The organism is Paenibacillus sp. SJS-P3, from assembly GCF_056711585.1.
This window is the reverse complement of sequence record NZ_CM160043.1, coordinates 3,112,200-3,134,690: the sequence shown is the minus strand read 5'-3', so window position 1 is coordinate 3,134,690 and position 22,491 is coordinate 3,112,200. Positions and strand designations below refer to the sequence as shown.

The window sequence follows — 22,491 nt, the reverse complement described above, 5'->3', positions numbered from 1 at the left end:
CGCGGGAGCAGACTCTCGTCCCTACGTCTGTGCGTCAGACGTAGGAGGCGAGGGTTTTTTGCGTGCAAATACAGCCCCTCTCCCTTCCATCTGACGGCATCCCCGGATCCATTTATCCGGGATTCCATCCCACTTGAAGGAGAGTGCATATGATGAATTTTCAAGGCATGATTCTTACGCTGCAGCAATTCTGGGCGGAACAGAACTGCATTCTGGTCCAGCCATACGACGTGGAGAAGGGCGCCGGAACGATGAATCCGATGACTTTCCTGCGCTCCATCGGCCCGGAGCCGTGGAATGTAGCCTATGTGGAGCCATCCCGGCGTCCTGCTGACGGCCGTTACGGCGAAAATCCGAATCGGCTGTATCAGCATCATCAGTTCCAGGTCATTCTCAAGCCGTCGCCGGACAATATCCAAGAGCTTTATCTGGAGAGCCTCAAGCGTCTGGGCATCGATCCGCTGCATCACGACATCCGCTTTGTCGAGGACAACTGGGAGAACCCGTCTCTCGGCTGCGCGGGCCTTGGCTGGGAAGTATGGCTGAACGGCATGGAGATTACGCAGTTCACCTATTTCCAGCAGGTCGGCGGCATCGAGACAAGCCCGGTATCCGGCGAGATCACATACGGGCTGGAACGCCTGGCGTCCTATATCCAGGAGAAGGAAAATGTTTTCGACCTCGAATGGGTAGAAGGAGTCTCCTATGGCGATGTCTTCCTGCAGCCTGAATACGAGCATTCCAAATATACGTTCGAAGTCAGCGACTCGGCGATGCTGTTCCAGCTGTTCTCCATGTACGAAGGAGAAGCCCGCCGGGCCATGGAGCAGAATCTCGTGTTCCCGGCTTACGATTATGTGCTGAAATGCTCCCATGCGTTCAACCTGCTGGATGCGAGAGGCGCGATCAGCGTTACGGAACGGACGGGCTATATTACGCGTGTCCGCAACCTCGCCCGCACCTGCGCGGCCACTTACCTGGAGGAGCGGGAACGCCTCGGCTTCCCTTTGCTGAAGAAAGGAGCTGAGCAGAATGGCTAAGGATCTGCTGTTCGAGATCGGTCTTGAGGAAGTGCCTGCCCGCTTCGTGCGCGCAGCCGTGAACCAGCTCAAGGACCGGACGGCCAAATGGCTGGACGATTCCCGAATCGGCCATGGAGACATCCGCGCCTACGCGACTCCGCGGCGTCTAGCCGTGCTTGTGGAAGGCGTGGAGGAAAAGCAGGCCGACGTGCATGAGGACGTGAAAGGGCCTTCCCGCAAAATCGCCCAGGATGCCGAGGGCAACTGGAGCAAGGCGGCCGTCGGCTTCGCCCGCAGCCAGGGCGTGGAGCCCGAGGCTCTGTTCTTCAAGGAGCTTGCCGGAGTGGAATACGTGTATGCCAGCAAAAGCAGCATCGGCACCGACACCGCTTCGGTGCTGCCGGAAGGTCTCGCCGGTATTCTGGCCGCGATGACCTTCCCCAAGAACATGCGCTGGGGCAGCTGCGACCTGAAGTTCGTGCGTCCGATCAAATGGCTGATCGCGCTGCTGGGAACCGATGTCATCCCTCTGGAAATCGCCGGCGTCCGCAGCGGCAATGTGACGCGCGGACATCGCTTCCTCGGAGGCGAGACGGCAGTGGAAGAGCCATCCCGCTATATCGACGCTCTCCGCTCCCAGCATGTCATCGCCGACATCGTGGAGCGCGAGAAGCTGATCGTGGAGCAGATCGAGGCGCTTGCCGCGGAAAAAGGCTGGACGATCTCCATCAAGGACGATCTGCTGGAGGAAGTGCTGTTCCTCGTCGAAACGCCGACCGTGCTGTTCGGAACGTTCGACTCCGCCTTCCTGGAAATTCCGCAGGAGGTTCTGATCACTTCGATGCGGGAGCATCAGCGGTACTTCCCGGTGCTGGACGGCAGCGGCAAGCTGCTGCCGTACTTCGTGACGGTGCGCAACGGGGATTCCGTCTCGCTCGTGAATGTCGCCAAAGGCAACGAGAAGGTGCTCCGCGCCCGCTTGTCCGACGCGAAGTTCTTCTATGACGAAGATCAGAAGCTTCCGATCGCCGAAGCTCTCGGCAAGCTGGAGAATGTCGTCTATCACGAAGAGCTCGGCACGGTGGCGGACAAGGTCCGCCGGATCGTCAAGCTGTCCGGAAGCATTGCCGAAGCTCTGAAGGCGGATCCGCAGGCCGCTGGCGATGCCCTACGCGTGGCTGAAATCTGCAAGTTCGACCTCGTGACGCAGATGGTGTATGAATTCCCCGAGCTGCAGGGCATCATGGGCGAAGACTACGCCCGCAAAGCCGGCGAGCGCGAAGAAGTGGCCCGGGCTGTCAACGAGCATTATCAGCCCCGCTTCTCCGGCGACCTGGCTCCGGCTTCCCTGGCGGGAGCCATCGTCAGCCTGGCGGACAAGATCGACACGATCGTCGGCTGCTTCTCGATCGGAATCATTCCGACAGGATCCCAGGATCCTTACGCCCTGCGCCGCCAGGCGGCCGGCATCGTCCAGATCGTCCTGAGCCATCGGATGGCGGTCGGCCTCGGCGAGCTGTTCGGCCTCGCCCTTGATATTCATGCCGAACGGGGCTTGAAAAGGAACGGGGACGAGATCCGTAAAGAGCTTTACGATTTCTTCGCCTTGCGCCTCAAGAACGTGCTTACGGAACAAGGCAACCGCTACGATGTGATCGATGCGGCGCTGGCTGCCGGATTCGACGATCTCAACATGGCCGTCAGCCGCGCGGGAGCGCTGATCGCGCTGGCGACCGGACCGGACAAGGACGAATTCAAGAGCGTCGTGGACGCCTTGACGCGTACCGCCAATCTTGCTGCCAAAGCGGAAGAGGGCGCAGCGGTCGACGCTTCCTTGCTGGAAGCGGAAGCCGAGCGCAGCCTGTTCGAGCATGCCAATGGCGTTCACGCCCGGTTCGCGGCTTCCATGGAAGCTGGCGACGCCCATGGCGCTCTGGCCCGTCTGTCGGAACTGCGCGGCCCGATTACGGCGTTCTTCGACAGCGTCATGGTCATGGCCGAGGACGCAGCCGTCCGCCGCAACCGCTTGGCGCTCCTGTCGCAGATCGCCCGCGATGCGGCGGCCTACGCAGACTTCTCCAAGCTGGTCTGGTCCTGACATTTTCTCGGCCCGCCTTAAGGCGTACCCCTTAAGGCGGATTATATTTGGATAGGGGGTATGATCGGCATGAATCAGCCGGCTCAGATTCGCGATGTGATCGTATATGTCGTATCCGATTCCGCCGGGGATACGGGCGAGCTCGTCGTCCGTGCCGCAGCGGCCCAGTTCCATCCTATCGTGCCCCAGATCCGGCGGGCTCCGTTCGTGGCGGACGAGCAGTCGCTGGCCAAGGTGGTCGAGCTTGCCAGGGGCAACGGAGCGATCATTCTGTATACGCTCGTCCTTCCCCATTTGCGGGAAGCGATGACCCGTCTGGGAGCTACAAGCGGAGTCGAGACGATCGATCTGCTCGGCCCGCTGGTCGCCAGCCTCGAGAAGAAGACTGGAATGCCGTCCAGGCAGGAGCCCGGACTCAACCATGTGCTTGACGAGGATTACTTCCGCAAGGTCGAAGCGGTAGAATTCGCAGTCAAATATGATGACGCGAGGGATACAACCGGCGTCAAAAAAGCCGATATTGTTCTTGTAGGCGTATCACGGACGTCGAAAACCCCGTTGTCCATGTATCTCGCCCACAAGAAATACAAAGTCGCCAACGTCCCGCTGGTGCCGGAACTGAAGCCGCCGGACGAGCTGTTCACGGTTCCCAAGGAGAGGATTGTCGGCCTTACGATCGACGTCCATTATCTCAACGTCATCCGCAAGGAGCGGCTCAAGGCGCTCGGCCTGCCCGACAGCGCCTCCTATGCGACGGCGCAGCGCATCGAGCGGGAGCTTCTCTACGCCAAGGAGATCATGGACCGGATCGGCTGTTTTGTCATCGACGTGTCGCACAGGGCGGTCGAAGAAACGGCAAGCCTCATCATGGAGCATATCCGGAGCAGCTGAAGCCTCATCAAGGATCATATCCAGGGAAGCATAAGTTGCGATGGCATGACGGGTTGACGGGAGGATCCTATTGAGCGAGCCGTTTGTGATCGTTGTCGACGCCGATGCTTGTCCGGTCAAGCGGGAAATAATCGATACGGCAGCCGCCGCATCTGTGCCGGTGGTGCTTGTCTCGTCCTATGACCATCGCTTGGAAAGGGAGCCCGGCACGGAAGTGGTCCATGTGGACCGGAGCAGCCAGTCCGCCGATCTTTATATCCTGAACCGGATCCGCCGCGGAGATATCGTCATTACCGGAGACTTTGGACTTGCTGCTATCGCGCTGGCCAAGGGAGCCGAAGTGATCGGGTTTCGCGGCCAGAGCTACACGGACGGGAACATCGACTTCCTGATGGCCCGCCGGCATGAGCAAAGCGTGATTCGCCGCAGCGGCGGAAGGACCAAAGGGCCTAAGGCCATGACGTCGGAAGACCGAATTTGCTTTCAACAAAAGCTGACAAAAGTTTTGGAGCACAGGCAGGAAAACGATAGGGTCTAGCGAATAGTATTACGTGTTATTAAGACGAAGGTGATGAACGAGTGGCATATGGCAAGATACCGGACAGCGTCATCGATGAAGTGCGCCGGCATCATGAAATTGTGGACACGGTAGGGAAGTACGTTCATCTAACCAAGAACGGCAAATACATGAAGGGGCTGTGCCCGTTCCATTCCGAACGGACTCCCTCCTTCACGGTCACGCCGGAGCTGCAGATTTTTCACTGCTACGGCTGCGGCAAAGGCGGCAACGTCATCCGGTTCATTGAAGAGATCGAGGGCTACACTTTCCCTGAAGCCGTCCGCCATTTGGCGAAAGAGGCGGGGATGCCCATTACATGGGACGCGTCCGACGATAGCTCTTCGCCTCGTGACCCCGAGCTCGAGCGCCATTATGAGGCGCATGAGCTTGCCGCCAAGTTTTACCATTATCTGCTCAACAATTCCGCCCAGGGCCAGGAAGCTCGCGCTTATCTGCTTTCAAGGGGGCTGAACAGCAAGCTGATCGACGAATTCTCCATCGGTTTTGCGCCTGAAAGTTGGGACACGCTCTCCAGATTTCTGACATCGAGGGGCTACGAGCCCGAGCTGCTGGAACGAGCGGGACTGCTTTCGGCCAAATCTGACGGAAGCGGCCACGTCGACCGTTTCCGAGGACGGGTCATGTTCCCGATCCGCAATCGGGACGGCAAAGTTTGCGGCTTCGGCGGACGAATCATGGACAACTCCCAGCCCAAATACTTGAACTCTCCCGAGACGAGGCTGTTCGGCAAAAGCAAGCTGCTGTACAATCTGCATGCTGCGCGGCCGGTCATGCGCAAAAAGCGTTCCGGAGTGCTGTTCGAGGGGTATATGGACGTCATCAAGGCATGGAGCGCCGGAGTCAAAAACGGCGTGGCTACGATGGGAACCGCTCTGACCGACGATCAGGCGACAAGGCTTTCAAGGGATTTGGAAGAGATCATTCTCTGTTATGACGGAGACGACGCCGGCCAAGCCGCCGTCATGAAGAACATCCCGATCCTGGAGAAGGCCGGGCTTCGCGTGCTCGTCGCCATGCTGCCCAAGGGCATGGATCCGGACGAATGCATCACTCGTTTCGGCGCGGAGACATTCATGCGGGAGACAATGGACAATCCCGTGTCAGTCACGAAATTTAAACTACTATATTCACGCAGGAGTCATACACTCATAGGAGAAGAGGGCCGCAAAAATTATGTCATGGAAGCCGTTGGCATTGTAGCGGAACTGGATTCCCGAACGGAACAGGAAGTGTATCTGAAGGAATTGTCGCGAGAATTCGAAATTTCCCTGGAATCGCTGAAGCAGGATTGCCACAGGCTGTTCAGCGAACGCCAGAAATCCAGGCCGGACAGGGATAAGAACGACAATTCGTGGAATAATGGTAGGAATGAAACGAGGCGTGCGCCTGCCGCGCCTGCTCTGCTGCCCGCTTACCAACGCGCGGAACGCAGGCTGCTCGGCGTGATGATACGGGATGCTGAAGTCGCACGGAGCATTTACGACCGGCTCGGAGATGCATTCAACGTGGAGGATCACGCGGCGCTTGCTGCTTATTTATACGCCTATTACGCACAAGGGCATGAGCCGGATGCAAGCCGGTTCATCGCTTCGCTGCAGGATGACCGCCTGGAGAGGGCGGCGGCTTCCATTCTGATGCACGAGGATTCATCTCCTTTTGACGAGCATCTGCTTTCGGCCTACATTCATGAGATTCTGAAGGTGCCGCAGCTGAGGGAAATCGAGCTCAGGAGAGAAGAAGCCCTGCGGGCGGAGCGGAGCGGCGACGTGCTGAAGGCGGCCAAGATCCAAAGTGAGATTATCGCCCTAGAAAGACAGCTAATGAAACGGCAGGATGGACATTTCTAGGGAGGAGGGAGTCGGGAATATGGCGAATGACCAACATACTGAGCTGGACAACGAACAAAAAATGGAGCTGGTGAAAGATCAGCTCATTGAACAGGGCAAAAAGCGTTCTTCCCTGTCCTATAAAGAAATTATCGACAAGCTTGCTCCGTTCGACCAGGAGCCGGAGCAGATCGACGAATTTTTCGAGCAGCTGGACGATCTCGGCATCGAAGTCACCAACGAGACCGAGGACGGCCGCACCCCAATGGGCAGCGAAGATCAGGAACGCGAAAGCGACGATTTCAACTTCGACGACGATCTTTCGCTGCCGCCGGGCATCAAGATCAACGATCCTGTGCGCATGTATCTCAAGGAGATCGGCCGCGTCCCGCTTCTGCTGGCCGATGACGAGATCGAGCTGGCCAAGCGTATCGAGAAAGGCGATGAAGAAGCGAAGCGCCGTCTTGCGGAAGCCAATCTTCGTCTCGTCGTCAGCATCGCGAAACGTTATGTCGGCCGCGGCATGCTGTTCCTGGATCTTATCCAGGAGGGCAACATGGGCCTCATCAAGGCTGTCGAGAAATTCGATCACCAAAAAGGCTTCAAGTTCAGCACGTACGCGACATGGTGGATTCGTCAGGCGATTACCCGCGCCATCGCCGACCAAGCCCGGACCATCCGTATTCCTGTCCACATGGTGGAGACGATCAACAAGCTGATCCGCGTCTCGCGTCAGCTGCTGCAGGAACTGGGACGCGAACCTACGCCGGAGGAAATTGCCGCCGAGATGGATCTCAGCACGGACAAGGTCCGCGAGATCATGAAGATTGCTCAGGAGCCTGTATCGCTGGAAACGCCGATCGGGGAAGAGGATGACTCGCATCTGGGGGATTTCATCGAGGATCAGGAAGCCCTCGCGCCGGCCGATGCCGCTGCTTACGAGCTGCTGAAGGAGCAGCTTGAGGATGTGCTGGATACGCTGACGGAGCGGGAGGAGAATGTCCTCCGCCTGCGCTTCGGCCTCGATGACGGCAGGACAAGGACGCTCGAGGAAGTGGGCAAGGTATTCGGCGTCACGCGCGAGAGGATCCGCCAGATCGAAGCCAAGGCACTTCGCAAGCTTCGCCATCCTAGCCGCAGCAAGCGGCTCAAGGATTTTCTGGAGTAGGCCGTCAAGGAATGACCTTCTGCCCTCGGCAGGGGGTCTTTTTTTGGTCATGGAGTCCGTTCTGGCGGGCAAATCCTGTGGGACCATGGTCATCGGGGACCGAAGTCCCTTCAACATCCGAAGCTTGTTGTCGATGACTACGGTATACCGTTCCGGCTGCGGCATACTTGCCTCGCCGGCCTGAGCCTTTGCGTGAAAAGGAGCCGAATATGGAAGCTGACCGACGCCGCATCATCGTGCAGGAAATCCAGCAGTGGAGAAAAGGGAAGCTGCTTCCCGACCATTATTGCGACTTCCTGCTCAATCTGTATGTTACCGGGAAGGAACCCGAACCCGATTTTTCGAATGAACCGGCAGCTGGCCGTGCCGGAAGTTTTTCGGCTTGGAAATGGATATCTATATTTGTTATCTTTTCCTTTTTCTGTTTGATTGTTCTTCATTTTAGCTCTTTTCATCCGGCATTGCAAATAGCTCTCTGCCTGTTGATGACGGGGGGCATGCTTACGGCGGGGACGATCCTGAGACCGCGCAACGAAACGGTCGGGCTGAGCTGGATCGGGCTCGCCATGCTGTCATTGGCCGGCTCTTCGTTATATCTTCTTCACCTGCACGGCTTGGATGCGTGGGGCTGGAAAGCTCTCGTGCTCGGGCTTTGCGCTGCATTCTGGATCGCCTACGGCATTGCCGCGCGCATTCCGCTGCTGCATTTCAGCGGCTGGGCTTGCCTTGCCATCGTCTACTCCTTGCTGCTCCGTAATCATTCGCATTCTTATTCGCTGCTTCAAGCCCAGCTGTACTGGCTGCCGCTTGCCGGCCTGTTCTCCTGGTCGGGATGGTTCGCTCAGCGGTGGAGCAAGCGCGATTGCGCGGTGCTGCTCGGCTTCTCGACGCTTCTTGTCCTTATGCCGGAAATCGCTTTCTTTGCGAATTCCGGTTCGGGAGTTTGGCTCCAGACGCTGTTTGTTGGTAAACTGGTCATAGGCGGAGGGGCTCTTTTCCTTCTGCGAAAATATTGGATAGCGTGGGTTGCCTGATATGTTGATTTCCAAACGACTTTCCGCCATAGCGGGGTTTGTGTCCAAAGGATCGCGAATCGCGGATATCGGATCGGATCATGCGCTGCTGCCCGTTTATCTCGTGCAGAGCGGCACCAGTCCGTCCGGCATTGCCGGAGAGCTTAACGAAGGACCTCTGGAAGCAGCTCGCCGAGGGATCGCAGCCGCCGGCTTGACGTCATCGATTCAGGCCCGCCGGGGCAATGGCCTGGAGGTGCTCCAGCCTGGAGAAGCCGACACGATCACGGTTGCCGGCATGGGTGGAGGCTTGATCCGGACGATTCTCGACGAGGGGGCTGCTGCCGGCAAGCTGGAGGGCGTCCGCGAGCTCGTGCTGCAGCCGAATGTAGGCGAGGAGCTTGTTCGGCAATGGCTGCGGGAGCAGGGCTGGTATTTGCAGGACGAGATGGTTTTGGAGGAAGACGGCAAGTTCTATGAAGTTCTCCATGCGGTCCGGGACCCCGAGCATGCCAGGCTGAATGACCAGCTGTATCGTTCGGGTACGACGCTTGAAGGGCTATCGATCGAAGAGGAGTCGGATTTGCGGCTGAAAATGGGCCCTTGGCTTCTTCGCGGCAGAAACGAAACCGAAGCCTTCGCCCTCAAATGGCGCTCCGAGCTGAAGAAATTGGAACGGATCGTCGGAGAACTGCAAAAATCCGGAACGGATGAAGCGGCAGCCCGTGCCGAAAGCTTCAGGCGCGAGTGCCGGATGATCGAGGAGGTGCTGTCATGTTCGCGAACGGACATATCGTCACGGGATTGATGGAGCAGCTGGCTCCCAAGAAATATGCGGTGGAAAATGACCGGATCGGGCTGCAGCTAGGCACGCTGCAGAAGGAGATCCGGAAAGTGCTTGTCGCGCTTGACGTCACGGAAGCCGTGGTGGAGGAAGCGATCGCCACGGGTGCCGATCTGATCATCGCCCATCACGCGATCATTTTCAGGCCGCTGGCCAAGATCGACACTTCGTCTCCGGCAGGCTCGCTCTATGAGCGTCTGATCAAGCATGATATCGCCGTATACATTTCCCATACGAATCTCGACACGGCCGACGGCGGCATGAACGACTGGATGGCGGATGCGGTCGGCATCAAGCCGGAAGGAAGGGTCAGCCTCGAGAAGGTGCATGAGGACAAGCTGTTCAAGCTGTCAGTGTACGTCCCGGGTTCCCATCATGAGGCTGTGCGCGGAGCGTTGTGGGAAGCAGGCGCGGGCTCGATCGGTGCGTACGACCAGTGCAGCTTCAGCGTGGAGGGAAGGGGAACCTTCCGTCCCGGGCAAGGCACGGATCCCTTCATCGGTTCCACAGGACGCCTTGAAACGGTCGACGAGATCAGGCTGGAGACCATCGTGCCGGAAAGCCTGCTGAAACGTTCTGTCAAAGCGATGCAGAGCGCTCATCCGTACGAAGAAGTCGCCTTTGACATCACGCTGCTCCAGCAGGAAGGCGTTGTCCGCGGGCTCGGCCGTTCCGGCAAGCTGGAAGAGCCCATCACGCTCGCAGGCATGGCAGAAAGAGTCAAAGCGGCCTTCGACGTTCCGTTCGTGCGGGTCACCGGCGATTTCTCCGCGACGATCCGCAAGGCAGCCGTTCTGGGCGGCTCCGGAGCCAAATACTGGCGGGCCGCGCAGTTCGCCGGCGCGCAGGTGCTCATTACCGGAGATATCGACTACCACTCGGCCCATGATGCGCTGGCGGCGGGCATGACGCTGATCGATCCGGGCCATAATGCCGAAAAGATCATGAAGGCCAAAACTGCCGACTGGCTGCGAGAGCGGCTGGCCGCATCCAAGTACAGCACGGAAGTGGCGGCCTCAGCCATAAATACCGAGCCTTTCCGGCTTGCTTGATGAGGCTGCAGCAGGTATACTAGCTAAGGGTTTGGAAAGTCTGACAGACAATCGCTGGCGGCTTGTGCCGCGAGAGGAAAGTCCGGGCTCCGCAGGGCAGGATGCTGGATAACGTCCAGTCGGCGCGAGCCGAAGGATAGTGCCACAGAAATGGACCGCCGATGGCCCGCCGCTAGCGGCGCGGATCAGGCAAGGGTGGAACCGTGGTGTAAGAGACCACGAGCGGCGTTGGCGACAACGCGGCTGGTAAACCCCATCCGGAGCAAGACCTAAGAGAACGCGGCAGCCTCGTGCTGCAACCCTTGCCCGGGGAGCGTTCGGGTTGGTCGCTTGAGCCTGCCAGCAATGGCAGGCCTAGATAGATGATTGTCGCTTGCAGTGGGAGGGTCGTTCCCGTCTGGACCACGAAGAGCACAGAACCCGGCTTACGGCAGGCTTTCCGCAACGAATTCCCATTCCATTAAAAACGAATCCCAGCATAATCGGCCTTCGCCTGCGAACGGCCGGTACATGAAGGCAAGTACAAAGAAGGAGCTCCCAGCCGGGGAGCTCCTTCTTGCGTTTCTATTTGGCGTCGTTTTTGAATATGTCGGTAATTCGCTGCAGCCGGCCTTTCACCTGTTCAGGGAATGACTGCAGCGGCTGAGCCGTCTGGCCCGCTTCCCGCAGCGCCTTGTCGATGTCGATCTGGCCGTAGCCGAAAAAAGGATCCTTGCCCTGGGCGCCGAGATCAATCGCGGTACGGCGCATGATATCCATCACTTGGACATTGGTCAGGTCGGGATTGCGCGAGCGGATCAGGGCGGCCAGAGCAGTCACATGCGGGCTCGCCATCGATGTCCCCGACAAGGCGGCATACTGGCTGCCGGGGTATGTGCTCGCGATGCTGTCTCCCGGAGCTGCCGCATCGATGTAGTCTCCATAATTGGAGAACGACGACTTCTGGCCCTTGGAGTCGGTCGAGGCGACTGCGAATACTTCCGGGTAGGCGGCCGGATAACCTGGCCGGTCCGTATTGTCGTTGCCGCTGGCTGCGATGAGGACGACGTCCCGGTCATAGGCATATTTGATCGCGTCATGCAGGAACTCGGCGGATGCATAGTTGCCCAGGCTCATATTGATGACCTTGGCGCCATGGTCCGTCGCCCAGATGAGGCCTTGGGCAACGGAATACGTGGAGCCTGCTCCGCTGCTGTCCAGCACCTTGACCGGCATGATCTTGTTGTACCACGTCAGACCGGCTACGCCTTCACCGTTGTTGACGGTGGCGGCGATGATGCCGGTGACATGGGTGCCATGGCCGACATCGTCGTCGGGCTTCGATCCGCTGGTCACGATGTTGGTTCCCGGCTCCAGCTTGCCGGTCAAGTCGGGATGGTCGGCTTGGACACCGGTATCCAGCACGGCGACTTTCACTGCATCGCTGCCTTTGGACAGGTTCCAGCCGAGCTCGGCTTCAATGGACGGGAGATTCCATTGATAGTCGGAGTACAGCCTGTCGTTGGGAATGATCGGCTGGGCCGCCGTCTCGTCGACCAAAGCCCTCGCGCCGCTGCCGGCTTGATTTCCGAGGGGACGGTCGTTGGTTATATACAGGTAATGGGGCTCCACGTAGACGGGATTCCATTTCTTGCGGAAATAGCCCATCATCTTCATGGCGTCCATGCTGCGGGATCGGAAAATATACGTGCTGTTCATCTGGTTTTCGGACACAGCGCCGATATCGCGCCGGATGCGCGCCAGCTCTCGAGGTCCGGGATTGCCGCGGAACCGGACGACGACTTCCTGCACATGATAATGGCTGGACACGCCATTGTCCTCGCCCGTGCGGACGGTCATTTCACGACCGGTTCCCGCATGGACCGATTCAACCCTGTAATGGCCTTCGGCAGGATACGGCACGAGCCGAAGATTGCGCATTTGATGCCTCTGCACTTGGCCGACGATATCCTGCCGGATGATTCCTAGCACTCCTTCTCCGCCGCCGTATGCCGGAATGCCAAGAACCATGTAGCGCTCCCCTTCCGCTTCGACGACAGGGGACTGGTACCGGCTTCCGGCTTCGACTCCTCTTTTTGCCGCCTGGATCGGAGTCTGCAGCTTGGCTTCGGCGACCTTGGGCATGCTGCCCGCGGAGATGGACGCTTTGCCTTTCTGCAGCCACTCCAACCGCAGCATCTGTGGATGCATGGCGATCAGCTTTTTCATGCCGCGCTCTTTATCGGCGGACGGACGGTCCGCAAGCGAGAACAGTTTGCCGATGTCCTTGGAGCATTGAGAGGCGCACAGCTGCGAGGTGGCGTCCATATCGTGCTTGACATCTGCCTCCTTGAGTAGATGTTCTTCCCGGGCCGAAAGGGCTCTTGTTTTGGCTTGCTGCTGCTCATGATGCTTGCCGCCGGGAGATACGAACAACGGGCTGATCGGAATCAAAATAGCCAGGAAAGCGAGCGCCGCGAAGGCGCCGATCCATTTTTTTCGCATAGCTTCAGAAAACCTCCCGCAAGCATAAGTAACTGGTCCAGCGTACTCCTTTAGAGTTGGGAAGGAAGCCCGGAATTATGCGCTTCGGCTACCGCTGCGGATGCAGGACGATGCAGGAACATGTCCCAAAAACCTACAAATCGCCGCTGTTCTGTGATAGGATAAACGTGACCATCAAAGTCTTGCTGGATCGATGAAAGGGGAACATCACAATGCCATCTGCCAACGTCAAAGCGTTAAGCGAATCCACGCGCGGCAAGCTCAAAGAAGCCGTATCCTTGCTGGAGCCATTCCTGAACCAGCATGCACTCCCGCAGCTGGAGGCGCCGGATGCAGGCGGCGAGGAGCAGACCTTCTACAAAGGGCTGCTGTCGGATCTGCGCCATCTTCTGGTCTATTCCGAAGTGGCTTACGAGAAGCTTGGCGTCACGCTGCGCCGCCCGACCTTTGACAATGACTATGCGGAGAGATTGCTGTATGAGGTTTACCATCATAGCGTGAACGCGTTCTTCTATCCGAAGAACGAAGGGTATTCCGAGGATGGAAGATATGCCTATACGGGACAGGATGCGATCCGCTTCCGCCACAAGCCCGTGCGCGCGGCGCGCGACATCGTGCTCGGCGTATCCAAGATTTACGAAGAGCTGCGCGACGACCTTGCCTATTACGAAAATGACTACATGACCCAGCGCAGGATGCAAGGTCAGAAATAGGAAAGCATACGTCGAGCCCGCCGCGGGAATTCTTTGTAGCGGAGGTGATCGACTATGCCAAAAGGCGTAGCTTGCAGCGTATCGAACTGTGCGTTTTGGGGACAAGGCAACCAGTGTGGCGCCGATGCCATCAACATCGAGATCGACCAGCATGCCCATGCGGATTTGTCCGCCGAATTCGCCGATGAGGATCTTGGCGTCAACCACCAGGATTCAGCCAAGGAATCCTCCGTCACCTGCTGTCATACGTTCAAGCCGAAGGAAGGCTGACGGCAATGTCCGATCCATCGAGGCGCCGTCACGGAATACGGAAGAAGCGGCATGAGGATTGGATCGCCCGCTCGCGAGAGCAGTTCGGCGATGTGGAGACGGCTGCCGAAATCGCGCCGGCCCCGCATTCCGAATCCAGCAGCCAAAGGCGCATCGAATCGCTGAAGCATGAAGTTGTTTCGGCTGGCCGCTCGCTCGGCTGGACAGCCCTCGTATTCGCCGTGCTTTCCTGGCTGATCTGGCCGGCATTCATGGGAATCACGGCGGCCGTATTCGGTTATTTCGCCTTTTTCCAAGGCAGCCGCATGCTTGGCGGCATCGCTATGGCGATGGGCGGGTTGGCCGCCGCCGTTTATTTGATTTTACTGCCCTTATATCTGATGCTCGGCTGATTGCAACCCGTCCTTTTCCAAGGACGGGTTTTTTCGACTCGACAGCGCCTGAGACGTGACCGTCGGGGCCGAGCAGCTTAATCTGTTTTCAGGCATTCATTTTGACTGGCGATAAACCGATATACATACCATGACATTGGCAAGAGAGGAATGACATTATGTCCATCGATCCCCGCATCCTCACGACTCTTCTCAAACTGCAGCTGTCGCCGAGCCTGAGCCAGCTCACCGGTTCTTCCGCTTCTACCGCCTCCGGCACTTCGGCAGCCGGACAAACCTCGTTCGACCAGCTGCTGTCCCAGCTTGCGGCATCGGGCCAGAGCGCATGGGCTGGCGAGGAAGACGACGATTCCTACGGCTATGGCATTCCGGCTTCGCTGCAGCCGCTGCAGACGGGCTTGCCTGGAGGATTGGACTACATGAGCACTGCTGTTTCAGGAGCAACGGCGGACGGCTCCGCAGCACCTTATGACAGCATGATCCAATCTGCCTCCGCCCGCTACGGAGTATCCGAATCGTTGATCAAAGCGGTGATCGGAGCGGAATCCTCCTTCAACCCGAGCGCCGAATCGTCAGCCGGGGCCAAAGGGCTCATGCAGCTGATGGACGGGACGGCAAGCGGACTTGGCGTGACCGATTCGTTCGACCCTGCCCAAAATATCGACGGCGGCACGAAATACCTGTCGTATCTGCTGCGCAAATACGACGGCAGCGCGGCAACCGCGCTCGCAGCCTACAACGCAGGACCCGGAAAGCTTGACCGCCTCGGCATTTCGGATGAATCGTCCCTCAGCGCCCTGTTCTCCAGCTTGCCGGCCGAAACCCAGCGTTATGTGGCCAAAGTGCTGAATAAGGAAAGCTCCCTCCGCTTGTAACGCCACCTGTTTTGCGATAGGATAGTGGGTGCCTGTTCAACATCGGACATGTACCATGACCGCTGCTCCGAAGCTGTCCCGATCCGAATCGGGACAGCCGGCCAGGCGGTTTTTTTATTTTTTCGCCAAAAAGGAGTCTTGGACTAAATGAACCCGGAAAAGACTTGGCTTTACTTCGACCATTGCGCTTCGACACCCCCTCATCCGGATGTCGTCCGGACGCTGGCAGAGGTCATGCAGCGCCATTACGGCAATCCATCCTCGCTGCATCGCGCAGGCGTGGATGCGGACCGCCTGATCCGTCAGGCGAGAGAGCTGCTCGGCAAGCTGTTCGAGGTGGAAGCGGACGACTGGATCTTCACTTCCGGAGGCACGGAGAGCAACCAGCTGGCAATCAAGGGAGCGGCGAGAGCGAACCGGTCCAAAGGCAGCCATCTGATCACCTCCGTCACGGAGCATGCTTCGGTGCTGGAGGCGTTCCGCCAGCTGGAGCGCGAAGGCTTCGAGGTCACTTATCTGCCCGTGGATTCCATAGGCCGGATCGGCATCGAGCAGCTCCGCGATGCGATGAAGCCGGGCACGATTCTGGTCAGCCTGATGCAGGTCAACAACGAGACGGGAGCCGTGCAGCCGATCGCGGAAGCGGGGAGCTTGCTGCGGGGTTATCCCGATACCCTTTTCCATGTCGACGGCGTCCAGAGCATCGGCAAGCTGTCCATACGGTTGAGGGAATGGGGAATCGATCTGTTCAGCGGTTCGGCCCATAAGCTTCGCGGTCCGAAGGGCGCCGGATTCCTATACGTCCGCGGAGGCGTGAGGCTGGAGCCGCTGCTTGGAGGGGGGGAGCAGGAGAGCGGCTTCCGGCCGGGAACGCAGAACGTGCCGGGCATCGTTGCTTCCGCCAAGGCGGTCCGGCTGTCCATGGAATCCAGGGAAGAGCGCGCGCGCAAGCTGGGCGGGCTGAGAAGCCGTTTATTGGAACGTCTCGCTCTGCTGCCGGAGCTTGAGGTGAACGGGGATTCCGCACCGGATTCGCCCTATCAGGCGCCCCATGTGCTCAACTTCTCTTATGTCGGCATGAAGCCTGAAGTGCTCGTCCATGCGCTGGAGGAGGCGGGGATGCTCGTCTCGACCAAATCAGCCTGCTCCTCCAAGGACGACAAGCCGAGCGGCGTGCTGCTGGCGATGGGCTATCCGAGGCAAAGGGCGGCATCTGGAATCAGAGTGAGCTTCGGGGACGAGCATGGGCCGGAGGATATCGACCGGCTGGCGGATGCCCTGGCTGAAGCCGTCCGCCGCCTGAAGCCCCTTGAAAGGAATGGGAGATAAATGATCTATGACTTCATAACCGTCCGGTTCGGCGAAATTACGCTGAAGGGCCGCAATCGGGGAAGGTTCGAGCAGCAGCTGCTGCGGCATGTTCAAGGAGCGCTTCGGCACATGCCCGGACTTGAGTTCAACAAAACGTACGGACGAATCTATATCAAGCTGAACGGGGCTTCGTACGAAGAAGCCGCAGCCGGTCTGAGCAAGGTGTTCGGCATCCATTCCTTCAGTCCGGTGAAGAGGACGGAATCGGATGCCGACGCGATTCGGGAGACGGCGCTGGATGTATGGAAATCGCTGCCGAAGGAGCCTGCGACCTTCAAGGTGTCCACCAAAAGAGGGTGGAAAGGCTTTCCGCATCCATCCTATGACATGAACCATATCGTAGGCTCAGCCATTTTGCGCGCTTACCCCGGCCTTGCCGTGGACGTGCATCGTCCCGAGACGGAGCTGCGAGTCGACATCCAGCCGGAAGGAACTTATCTTTATTGCGCGAGCGAGCCTGGCGCAGGAGGATTTCCGTACGGGTCGAACGGGAAAGCGATGCTGCTGCTGTCGGGGGGCATAGACAGCCCGGTCGCCGCTTGGTCCGCCATGCGCAAAGGGCTGGAGCTGGAGGCGGTGCACTTCCACAGCTATCCGTTCACGAGCGAGCAGTCGACCGACAAGGTCATCGAGCTGGCGCGCCGACTGTCGGTGTACGCCGGCAAGCCGCTGAAGCTCCATCTCGTTTCGTTCACGGATATCCAGACCCGGTTCACGCAGACGGGCCAGGAGCATTTGACCATTACGCTCATGAGGCGCTCGATGCTCGCCATCGCGGAGCTGCTGGCAGAGAAGCATGGAGCGGGAGCCGTCGTTACCGGCGACAGTCTCGGGCAGGTGGCGAGCCAGACGCTCGGAAGCATGAACGTCATCGGCCGCTCGCTATCGCTGCCGCTGCTGAGGCCGCTCGTCATGATGGACAAGCAGGAGATCATCGACAAGGCCGTACAGATCGGCACTTATGAGACCTCCATCCTGCCGTTCGAGGACTGCTGCACGCTGTTCGTACCGAAATCCCCGAGCACGAATCCCAATCTGCGCGTGGTGGAGCGCACCGAGCAGTCGATCGACGGTCTGAGGGACATGGTGCGGCTCGCTGCGGAGAACACGGAGACGATCGTCCTGAACCGCGGCGAAATCATCAAGCGTAAATCTGCGGTCGTGCAGGAATCCGAGGAACGGGATTGGTTCTAGGATCGGCCTCAATAAAAAAAAGCCCGCCGGGATATCCCCGGCAGGCTCCGGGAGACTCTAATGGGTCTCCCTTTCTTTTTGCTGCGAATTCACTTTGTTCTTCCGCATCCAGTTGGTCAGCATGCCTGCTCCAAGGATGAGCGCGATGACCAGGAGGATGAACACCCATTCCGGCATCGGACGGCCGTCGAACAGGTGGGCGACCTTCGGCTCTCCGGCAATCATATGCGCGGCCGTATAGCCGAGAACGGCTGCGCCGACGTACAGAATCCAGGGGAGCTTCTCGATCAGCTTGATGAACACCGTGCTGCCCCATACGACAATCGGGATGCTGATAAGAAGGCCGATGATGACGAGCCAGATGTTGCCATGCGAAGCGCCTGCAACGGCGAGCACGTTGTCGATGCCCATGGCCGCGTCCGCAATGACGATCGTTCCGATCGCGGCGCCGAGCGTGCCGCCCGCCTTGATATTGTCATGGCTGCTGTCCTCTTGCACCAGCAGCTTATAAGCAATCCAGATCAGCAGGAGACCGCCCGCAAGATGGAGCCACGGAACATCAAGGAGATAAACGACGAGCACCGTCGCGACCATGCGGATGGCGATCGCGCCGAACGTTCCCCAGATGACCGCTTTTTTCTGCTGTTCCTTGGGCAGGTTGCGGGCTGCGAGGGCGATGACGATCGCGTTGTCTCCGGCAAGCATAAGATCGATGAAAATGATGGTCAGCAGAGGCCCTAACCATTCCATACAAGCTCCTCCTTCAAGTTCTCTTCGTTAAACCTCATAAAGTACCTACCCTTATACGGGGACGTTCGGACAATGGATTCATTTTTTTTTAGCGACCGGCTGGCACGCAAGCGGAATGAAGGACGGCTGCCTGCATATTTCCGCAAGCTTGGACATACCTCTGAAATAGAAAGGGGATGTACGGGTGGACAATCTATGGATCTTTCTGCAAATCATCATGATCAACATTCTGCTCAGCGGGGACAATGCCGTCGTCATTGCGATGGCCAGCCGCCAGCTGCCCTCGCAGCAGCGCAAGCGCGCCGTCAGGTGGGGATCCTTCGCCGCGGTCGGGCTGAGATGCCTGCTGACGCTCGCCGCCATCTCTCTGCTGCAGCTCCCTTACCTGCAGGCCGCAGGCTCCGTGCTGCTGGTATGGATCGCCGTCAAGCTGCTGCATGACGCCGAAGCGGGAAGGCGTCCCGGCACTTCCGGAGCGAGGCAGGCTGTCGCCGCGACCTTGGCCAGCGCCGTATGGACGATCGTCACGGCGGACTTCATCATGAGCCTCGACAATGTGCTTGCCGTTGCTGCCGTGGCGGACGGCGAACCCGTACTTATGATGCTCGGAATCGTCCTCAGCATACCGATGATCATCTGGGGCAGCCATGCGCTGGGCAAACTTCTGGCCCGCTACCCGTCGCTTGTCTACGCCGGCTCCGGCCTGCTCGGATACGCAGCCGGCGAAATGCTTGTTTCCGACCCTGGCCTGCACGCCGTGTTCGAACGGATTCCGCTCGCCCATGCGGCTATACCGGTGCTGTTCATTCCGCTCGTCATCGTGCTCGGCATCGCTACGATGAAAAAACCCCGGCCATGACTTTCCGCCGCCTGCGGCGAAGCCCGCTTCGGGTTTATTTCATTTCCCTGTTTGTTCCTGCTGGTATTTTGATTGCACTTCCTATAGAATAAGAAAGATATGAGCTGTCGTCTTCTGCCGTTGCTTCGGCAGGCGTTATGGGAAACGGGGGGATAGAAATTGATTCGCAATCAATATTCCGCCGGAATTGTTATCCTGCTGGCAGGGATTTTCATTCTTCTGGGCAGATTGGGAGTTTTCAGCTTTATCGGTTCGGTTTTTTGGCCGCTCTTCGTGCTGATTCCGGGCGTTCTGCTGCATGTGCTCTACTTTGGCCGACTGATTCCTGCGGCAGCGCTGGTTCCGGGCGGTATGTTGTCCGTATATGCACTGGTGTTCCTGTTTAGCAACTGGTTCGGATGGGGGTACATGAAATTTCTGTGGCCTTTCTTCATTCTTGGACTGGCCGTCGGACTGTATGAATACTACATGTTCGACTCTTCCCACCCAAAAAGCGCCTATTCGATCGCCTTGATCCTGGGCATCGTATGGGCGGCCTGCATGGCTTTCGTACTGCTTTGGAGCTGGGGTATTTACCTCATCGCCATCGTGCTTGTCGCTGTCGGCGGCTGGATGATGATGAGCAAGCGTGTCCGCTGGTAAGCTGGAAGTCGTCTATTTTTGAACACAAAGAGATGGAGTGGATTAGAAGTTATGCAAGCAAGAGAGAACATTCGCAATATCGCCATTATCGCGCACGTCGACCACGGCAAAACGACGCTTGTCGACAAGCTGCTGCAACAGTCCGGAACGTTCCGCGACCACGAAGTCGTCCATGAAAGGGCGATGGACTCCAACGATCTGGAGCGTGAGCGCGGCATTACGATTCTGGCGAAAAACACCGCGATCAACTATAAGAACTACCTGATCAACATCGTCGACACTCCCGGGCACGCCGACTTCGGCGGCGAAGTGGAGCGCATCATGAAGATGGTCGACGGCGTTCTGCTCGTCGTGGACGCTTTCGAAGGCTGCATGCCGCAGACAAAGTTCGTTCTGCGCAAAGCCCTCGAGCATAACCTGACCCCGATCGTCGTCCTGAACAAGATCGACCGTCCGAACGCGACTCCCGAGGCTGTCGTGGACGAGGTTCTCGACCTCTTCATCGAGCTTGGCGCCAATGACCAGCAGCTTGAATTCCCGGTCGTGTACGCTTCCGCTCTCATGGGCACGTCCAGCATGAGCCTGGAGAAGCAGGACGAGAACATGGAAGCCATGTACGAAACGATCGTCCAGCATATCCCGCATCCGACCGAGAGCGTCACGGATCCGCTGCAATTCCTCGTTACGCTGCTTGACTATAACGAATACATGGGCCGCATCGCGATCGGCCGCGTCAACCGCGGCGTCATCCGCCAAGGCCAGACGGTAGCCGTCATGACTCGCGAGGGCGGAATCAAGCAAGCCCGGATCGAGAAGCTGTTCGGCTTCCAGGGACTGAAGCGCGTCGAGGTCGAAGAAGCTGCCGGCGGCGACATCGTCGCCATCGCAGGCATCAAGGACATCAACATCGGCGAGACGATCGCGGATCCAGCGAAGCCTGAAGCCCTGCCGGTGCTGGAGATCGACGAGCCGACGCTGCAGATGACGTTCCTCGTCAACAACAGCCCGTTCGCCGGACGCGAAGGCAAGTGGGTCACTTCCCGCAAGCTTCGCGAGCGCCTCTACAAAGAGCTCGAGACCGACGTCGCGCTGCGCGTCGAAGATACGGACAGCCCGGACGTATTCATCGTATCGGGTCGGGGCGAGCTTCACCTCGGCATCCTGATCGAGAACATGCGCCGCGAAGGATACGAGCTGCAGGTATCCAAGCCTGAGGTCATCGTCAAGGAAATCGACGGCGTGAAATCCGAGCCGTACGAGCGCCTGCTCATCGACGTTCCGGAAGAAAGCATGGGAGCCGTCATGGAGAGCCTTGGAACGCGCAAAGCGGAAATGGTCAACATGGTCAACAACGGCAACGGCCAGGTCCGCCTGGAATTCATCATTCCGGCACGCGGCCTGATCGGCTACCGGACCCACTTCCTGACACTGACGCGCGGTTACGGCATCATGAACCATGCGTTCGACAGCTACGGTCCGATCGCCGGCTCCGGAGTCGGCGGACGCCACCAAGGCGTTCTGGTCGCAACCGAGAACGGCGTATCGACCTTCTACGGCATGATGGGCGTAGAAGACCGCGGCATCCTGTTCCTGGAGCCGGGCACCGAGATCTACGAAGGCATGATCGTCGGCGAGCATAACCGCGATCAGGACATCGTCGTCAACATCTGCAAGGAAAAACAGCTGACGAACATCCGCTCCGCGACGAAGGACGATACGGTCCGGCTCAAAACGCCGCGCACGTACAGCCTCGAAGCTGCGTTGGAGTATCTCAATGACGACGAATATTGCGAAATCACGCCTAAATCCATTCGGATGCGCAAGAAGCTCCTGAACAAGAGCGAGCGCGAGCGTGCCGAGAAGCAGCGCAAAACTTCAGCAAGCGTATAATCGATTCAAGCGGCTTGCCTGAATCATGAACGTAACAGCGGCGATTGGGGCCGGCCATCCGGCCGGCATCCAAATTCGCCGCTTGTTCGTCTATATGATATCGGGCCTGCCGGCACTGATATCCACTCAAGGAGGAGAACTGGGATGCAGCAATGGCTCAGCGAGCATGCGCTCGTATCGTATATCCTGATTCTGGCAGGGGTTATCTATATCTTCAACAAGGTATTCCGTCCGCAGCAGCGCTTGCCGATTCTCAAGGAAATTCTGGTCTACGTCATCATGGCCATCGGTTCAGCCATTCTGGTCGTCTTCCAGATCGACAAGCTTCCGATCATTCAATGCATGGCGGTTGCCGTCCTGTTGATGTTCATGCTGAGGATCCGGCAGTTCAACGACCGCAGGCAAGCCAAACGCCAGAATGTGCCTGGAGCTGGAGAAAGCTAGGCAGGGCCCGAAATACGATTGGTGCACTTGGCCTCCGCCCTTGCCGGCGGCGGACACAGCACTGTGAAGAAAGGAATCCGAGGCATGACGGCGGTTCTTTTCGGACAGATGAA

Annotated in this window: 21 protein-coding genes and 1 other RNA gene; 20 read left to right on the top strand and 2 right to left on the bottom strand. The window is 58.4% G+C overall.

Annotated features, from left to right (window positions below; all coding sequences use genetic code 11):
- Window positions 1-152 precede the first annotated feature (152 nt).
- The 10 genes from glyQ (at window position 153) to rnpB (ending at window position 10,937) form a co-directional block, all read left to right on the top strand.
- The gene (gene glyQ, locus AC06G8_RS14520; RefSeq protein ID WP_049869661.1) at window positions 153-1,040 is read left to right on the top strand and encodes a glycine--tRNA ligase subunit alpha; all 888 of its coding nucleotides are present in this window, start codon (window positions 153-155) and stop codon (window positions 1,038-1,040) included.
- Window positions 1,033-3,120, top strand: coding sequence for a glycine--tRNA ligase subunit beta (gene glyS, locus AC06G8_RS14515; RefSeq protein WP_480283149.1), 2,088 nt, complete (start codon window positions 1,033-1,035; stop codon window positions 3,118-3,120). The genes glyQ and glyS overlap by 8 nt, the downstream gene beginning before the upstream one ends.
- A gap of 69 nt (window positions 3,121-3,189) precedes the next feature.
- On the top strand, window positions 3,190-4,011 hold the full coding sequence (locus AC06G8_RS14510; RefSeq protein WP_447661460.1) for a pyruvate, water dikinase regulatory protein: 822 nt from the start codon (window positions 3,190-3,192) through the stop codon (window positions 4,009-4,011).
- A 64-nt stretch (window positions 4,012-4,075) separates the two neighbouring features.
- A complete protein-coding gene (locus AC06G8_RS14505; RefSeq protein WP_447661678.1) occupies window positions 4,076-4,549 on the top strand; it encodes a YaiI/YqxD family protein in 474 nt (157 codons plus the stop codon).
- Window positions 4,550-4,590: 41 nt separating this feature from the next.
- Window positions 4,591-6,438 carry a DNA primase gene (dnaG, locus tag AC06G8_RS14500; RefSeq protein ID WP_480283148.1) on the top strand — a complete coding sequence of 616 codons (1,848 nt, stop codon included), beginning with the start codon at window positions 4,591-4,593 and terminating at the stop codon, window positions 6,436-6,438.
- A gap of 19 nt (window positions 6,439-6,457) precedes the next feature.
- Window positions 6,458-7,585, top strand: a complete 1,128-nt coding sequence (gene rpoD / locus AC06G8_RS14495) for an RNA polymerase sigma factor RpoD (protein WP_447661458.1) — start codon at window positions 6,458-6,460, stop codon at window positions 7,583-7,585.
- Window positions 7,586-7,821: 236 nt separating this feature from the next.
- Window positions 7,822-8,619, top strand: a complete 798-nt coding sequence (locus AC06G8_RS14490; protein ID WP_480283147.1) for a hypothetical protein — start codon at window positions 7,822-7,824, stop codon at window positions 8,617-8,619.
- A gap of 1 nt (window position 8,620) precedes the next feature.
- Window positions 8,621-9,406 carry a tRNA (adenine(22)-N(1))-methyltransferase gene (locus AC06G8_RS14485; RefSeq protein ID WP_480283146.1) on the top strand — a complete coding sequence of 262 codons (786 nt, stop codon included), beginning with the start codon at window positions 8,621-8,623 and terminating at the stop codon, window positions 9,404-9,406.
- A complete protein-coding gene (locus tag AC06G8_RS14480) occupies window positions 9,373-10,494 on the top strand; it encodes a Nif3-like dinuclear metal center hexameric protein (protein ID WP_480283145.1) in 1,122 nt (373 codons plus the stop codon). The genes AC06G8_RS14485 and AC06G8_RS14480 overlap by 34 nt, the downstream gene beginning before the upstream one ends.
- Before the next feature lie 35 nt (window positions 10,495-10,529).
- Window positions 10,530-10,937, top strand: an RNA gene (gene rnpB, locus AC06G8_RS14475) — RNase P RNA component class A.
- Between the two features lie 121 nt (window positions 10,938-11,058).
- On the opposite strand, the gene AC06G8_RS14470 is transcribed toward rnpB, so the two are convergent.
- On the bottom strand, window positions 11,059-12,978 hold the full coding sequence (locus AC06G8_RS14470) for a S8 family peptidase (protein WP_480283144.1): 1,920 nt from the start codon (window positions 12,976-12,978) through the stop codon (window positions 11,059-11,061).
- 212 nt (window positions 12,979-13,190) lie between these two features.
- Between AC06G8_RS14470 and AC06G8_RS14465 the strand changes: the two genes are divergently transcribed.
- The 6 genes from AC06G8_RS14465 (at window position 13,191) to thiI (ending at window position 17,793) form a co-directional block, all read left to right on the top strand.
- Entirely contained in the window at window positions 13,191-13,691 is a 501-nt protein-coding gene (locus AC06G8_RS14465; RefSeq protein WP_021877509.1) for a YpuI family protein, read from the top strand.
- Window positions 13,692-13,745: 54 nt separating this feature from the next.
- Window positions 13,746-13,961: a DUF1540 domain-containing protein gene (locus AC06G8_RS14460; RefSeq protein ID WP_447661453.1), complete on the top strand. Its 216-nt coding sequence runs from the start codon at window positions 13,746-13,748 to the stop codon at window positions 13,959-13,961.
- Window positions 13,962-13,966: 5 nt separating this feature from the next.
- Window positions 13,967-14,353, top strand: coding sequence for a hypothetical protein (locus AC06G8_RS14455; protein ID WP_480283143.1), 387 nt, complete (start codon window positions 13,967-13,969; stop codon window positions 14,351-14,353).
- 158 nt (window positions 14,354-14,511) lie between these two features.
- Window positions 14,512-15,228 (top strand): lytic transglycosylase domain-containing protein, encoded by a 717-nt coding sequence (locus tag AC06G8_RS14450; RefSeq protein WP_480283142.1) that lies wholly within the window; start codon window positions 14,512-14,514, stop codon window positions 15,226-15,228.
- Window positions 15,229-15,375: 147 nt separating this feature from the next.
- Window positions 15,376-16,557 carry a cysteine desulfurase family protein gene (locus AC06G8_RS14445; RefSeq protein WP_480283141.1) on the top strand — a complete coding sequence of 394 codons (1,182 nt, stop codon included), beginning with the start codon at window positions 15,376-15,378 and terminating at the stop codon, window positions 16,555-16,557.
- Window positions 16,558-17,793 carry a tRNA uracil 4-sulfurtransferase ThiI gene (gene thiI, locus AC06G8_RS14440; protein WP_447661449.1) on the top strand — a complete coding sequence of 412 codons (1,236 nt, stop codon included), beginning with the start codon at window positions 16,558-16,560 and terminating at the stop codon, window positions 17,791-17,793.
- Window positions 17,794-17,850: 57 nt separating this feature from the next.
- Here the strand turns inward: thiI and AC06G8_RS14435 are convergent, their stop codons facing one another.
- The gene (locus tag AC06G8_RS14435) at window positions 17,851-18,543 is read right to left on the bottom strand and encodes a TerC family protein (protein ID WP_447661448.1); all 693 of its coding nucleotides are present in this window, start codon (window positions 18,541-18,543) and stop codon (window positions 17,851-17,853) included.
- Window positions 18,544-18,727: 184 nt separating this feature from the next.
- On the opposite strand from AC06G8_RS14435, the gene AC06G8_RS14430 reads away from it, so the two are divergent.
- From AC06G8_RS14430 to AC06G8_RS14415, 4 genes are all read left to right on the top strand, one after another.
- On the top strand, window positions 18,728-19,402 hold the full coding sequence (locus AC06G8_RS14430; RefSeq protein ID WP_480283140.1) for a TerC family protein: 675 nt from the start codon (window positions 18,728-18,730) through the stop codon (window positions 19,400-19,402).
- A gap of 159 nt (window positions 19,403-19,561) precedes the next feature.
- Window positions 19,562-20,044, top strand: a complete 483-nt coding sequence (locus AC06G8_RS14425) for a hypothetical protein (RefSeq protein WP_021877501.1) — start codon at window positions 19,562-19,564, stop codon at window positions 20,042-20,044.
- 51 nt (window positions 20,045-20,095) lie between these two features.
- The gene (gene typA / locus AC06G8_RS14420; RefSeq protein ID WP_447661446.1) at window positions 20,096-21,934 is read left to right on the top strand and encodes a translational GTPase TypA; all 1,839 of its coding nucleotides are present in this window, start codon (window positions 20,096-20,098) and stop codon (window positions 21,932-21,934) included.
- A 144-nt stretch (window positions 21,935-22,078) separates the two neighbouring features.
- The gene (locus AC06G8_RS14415) at window positions 22,079-22,378 is read left to right on the top strand and encodes a YlaH-like family protein (protein ID WP_480283139.1); all 300 of its coding nucleotides are present in this window, start codon (window positions 22,079-22,081) and stop codon (window positions 22,376-22,378) included.
- Window positions 22,379-22,491: the final 113 nt, after the last annotated feature.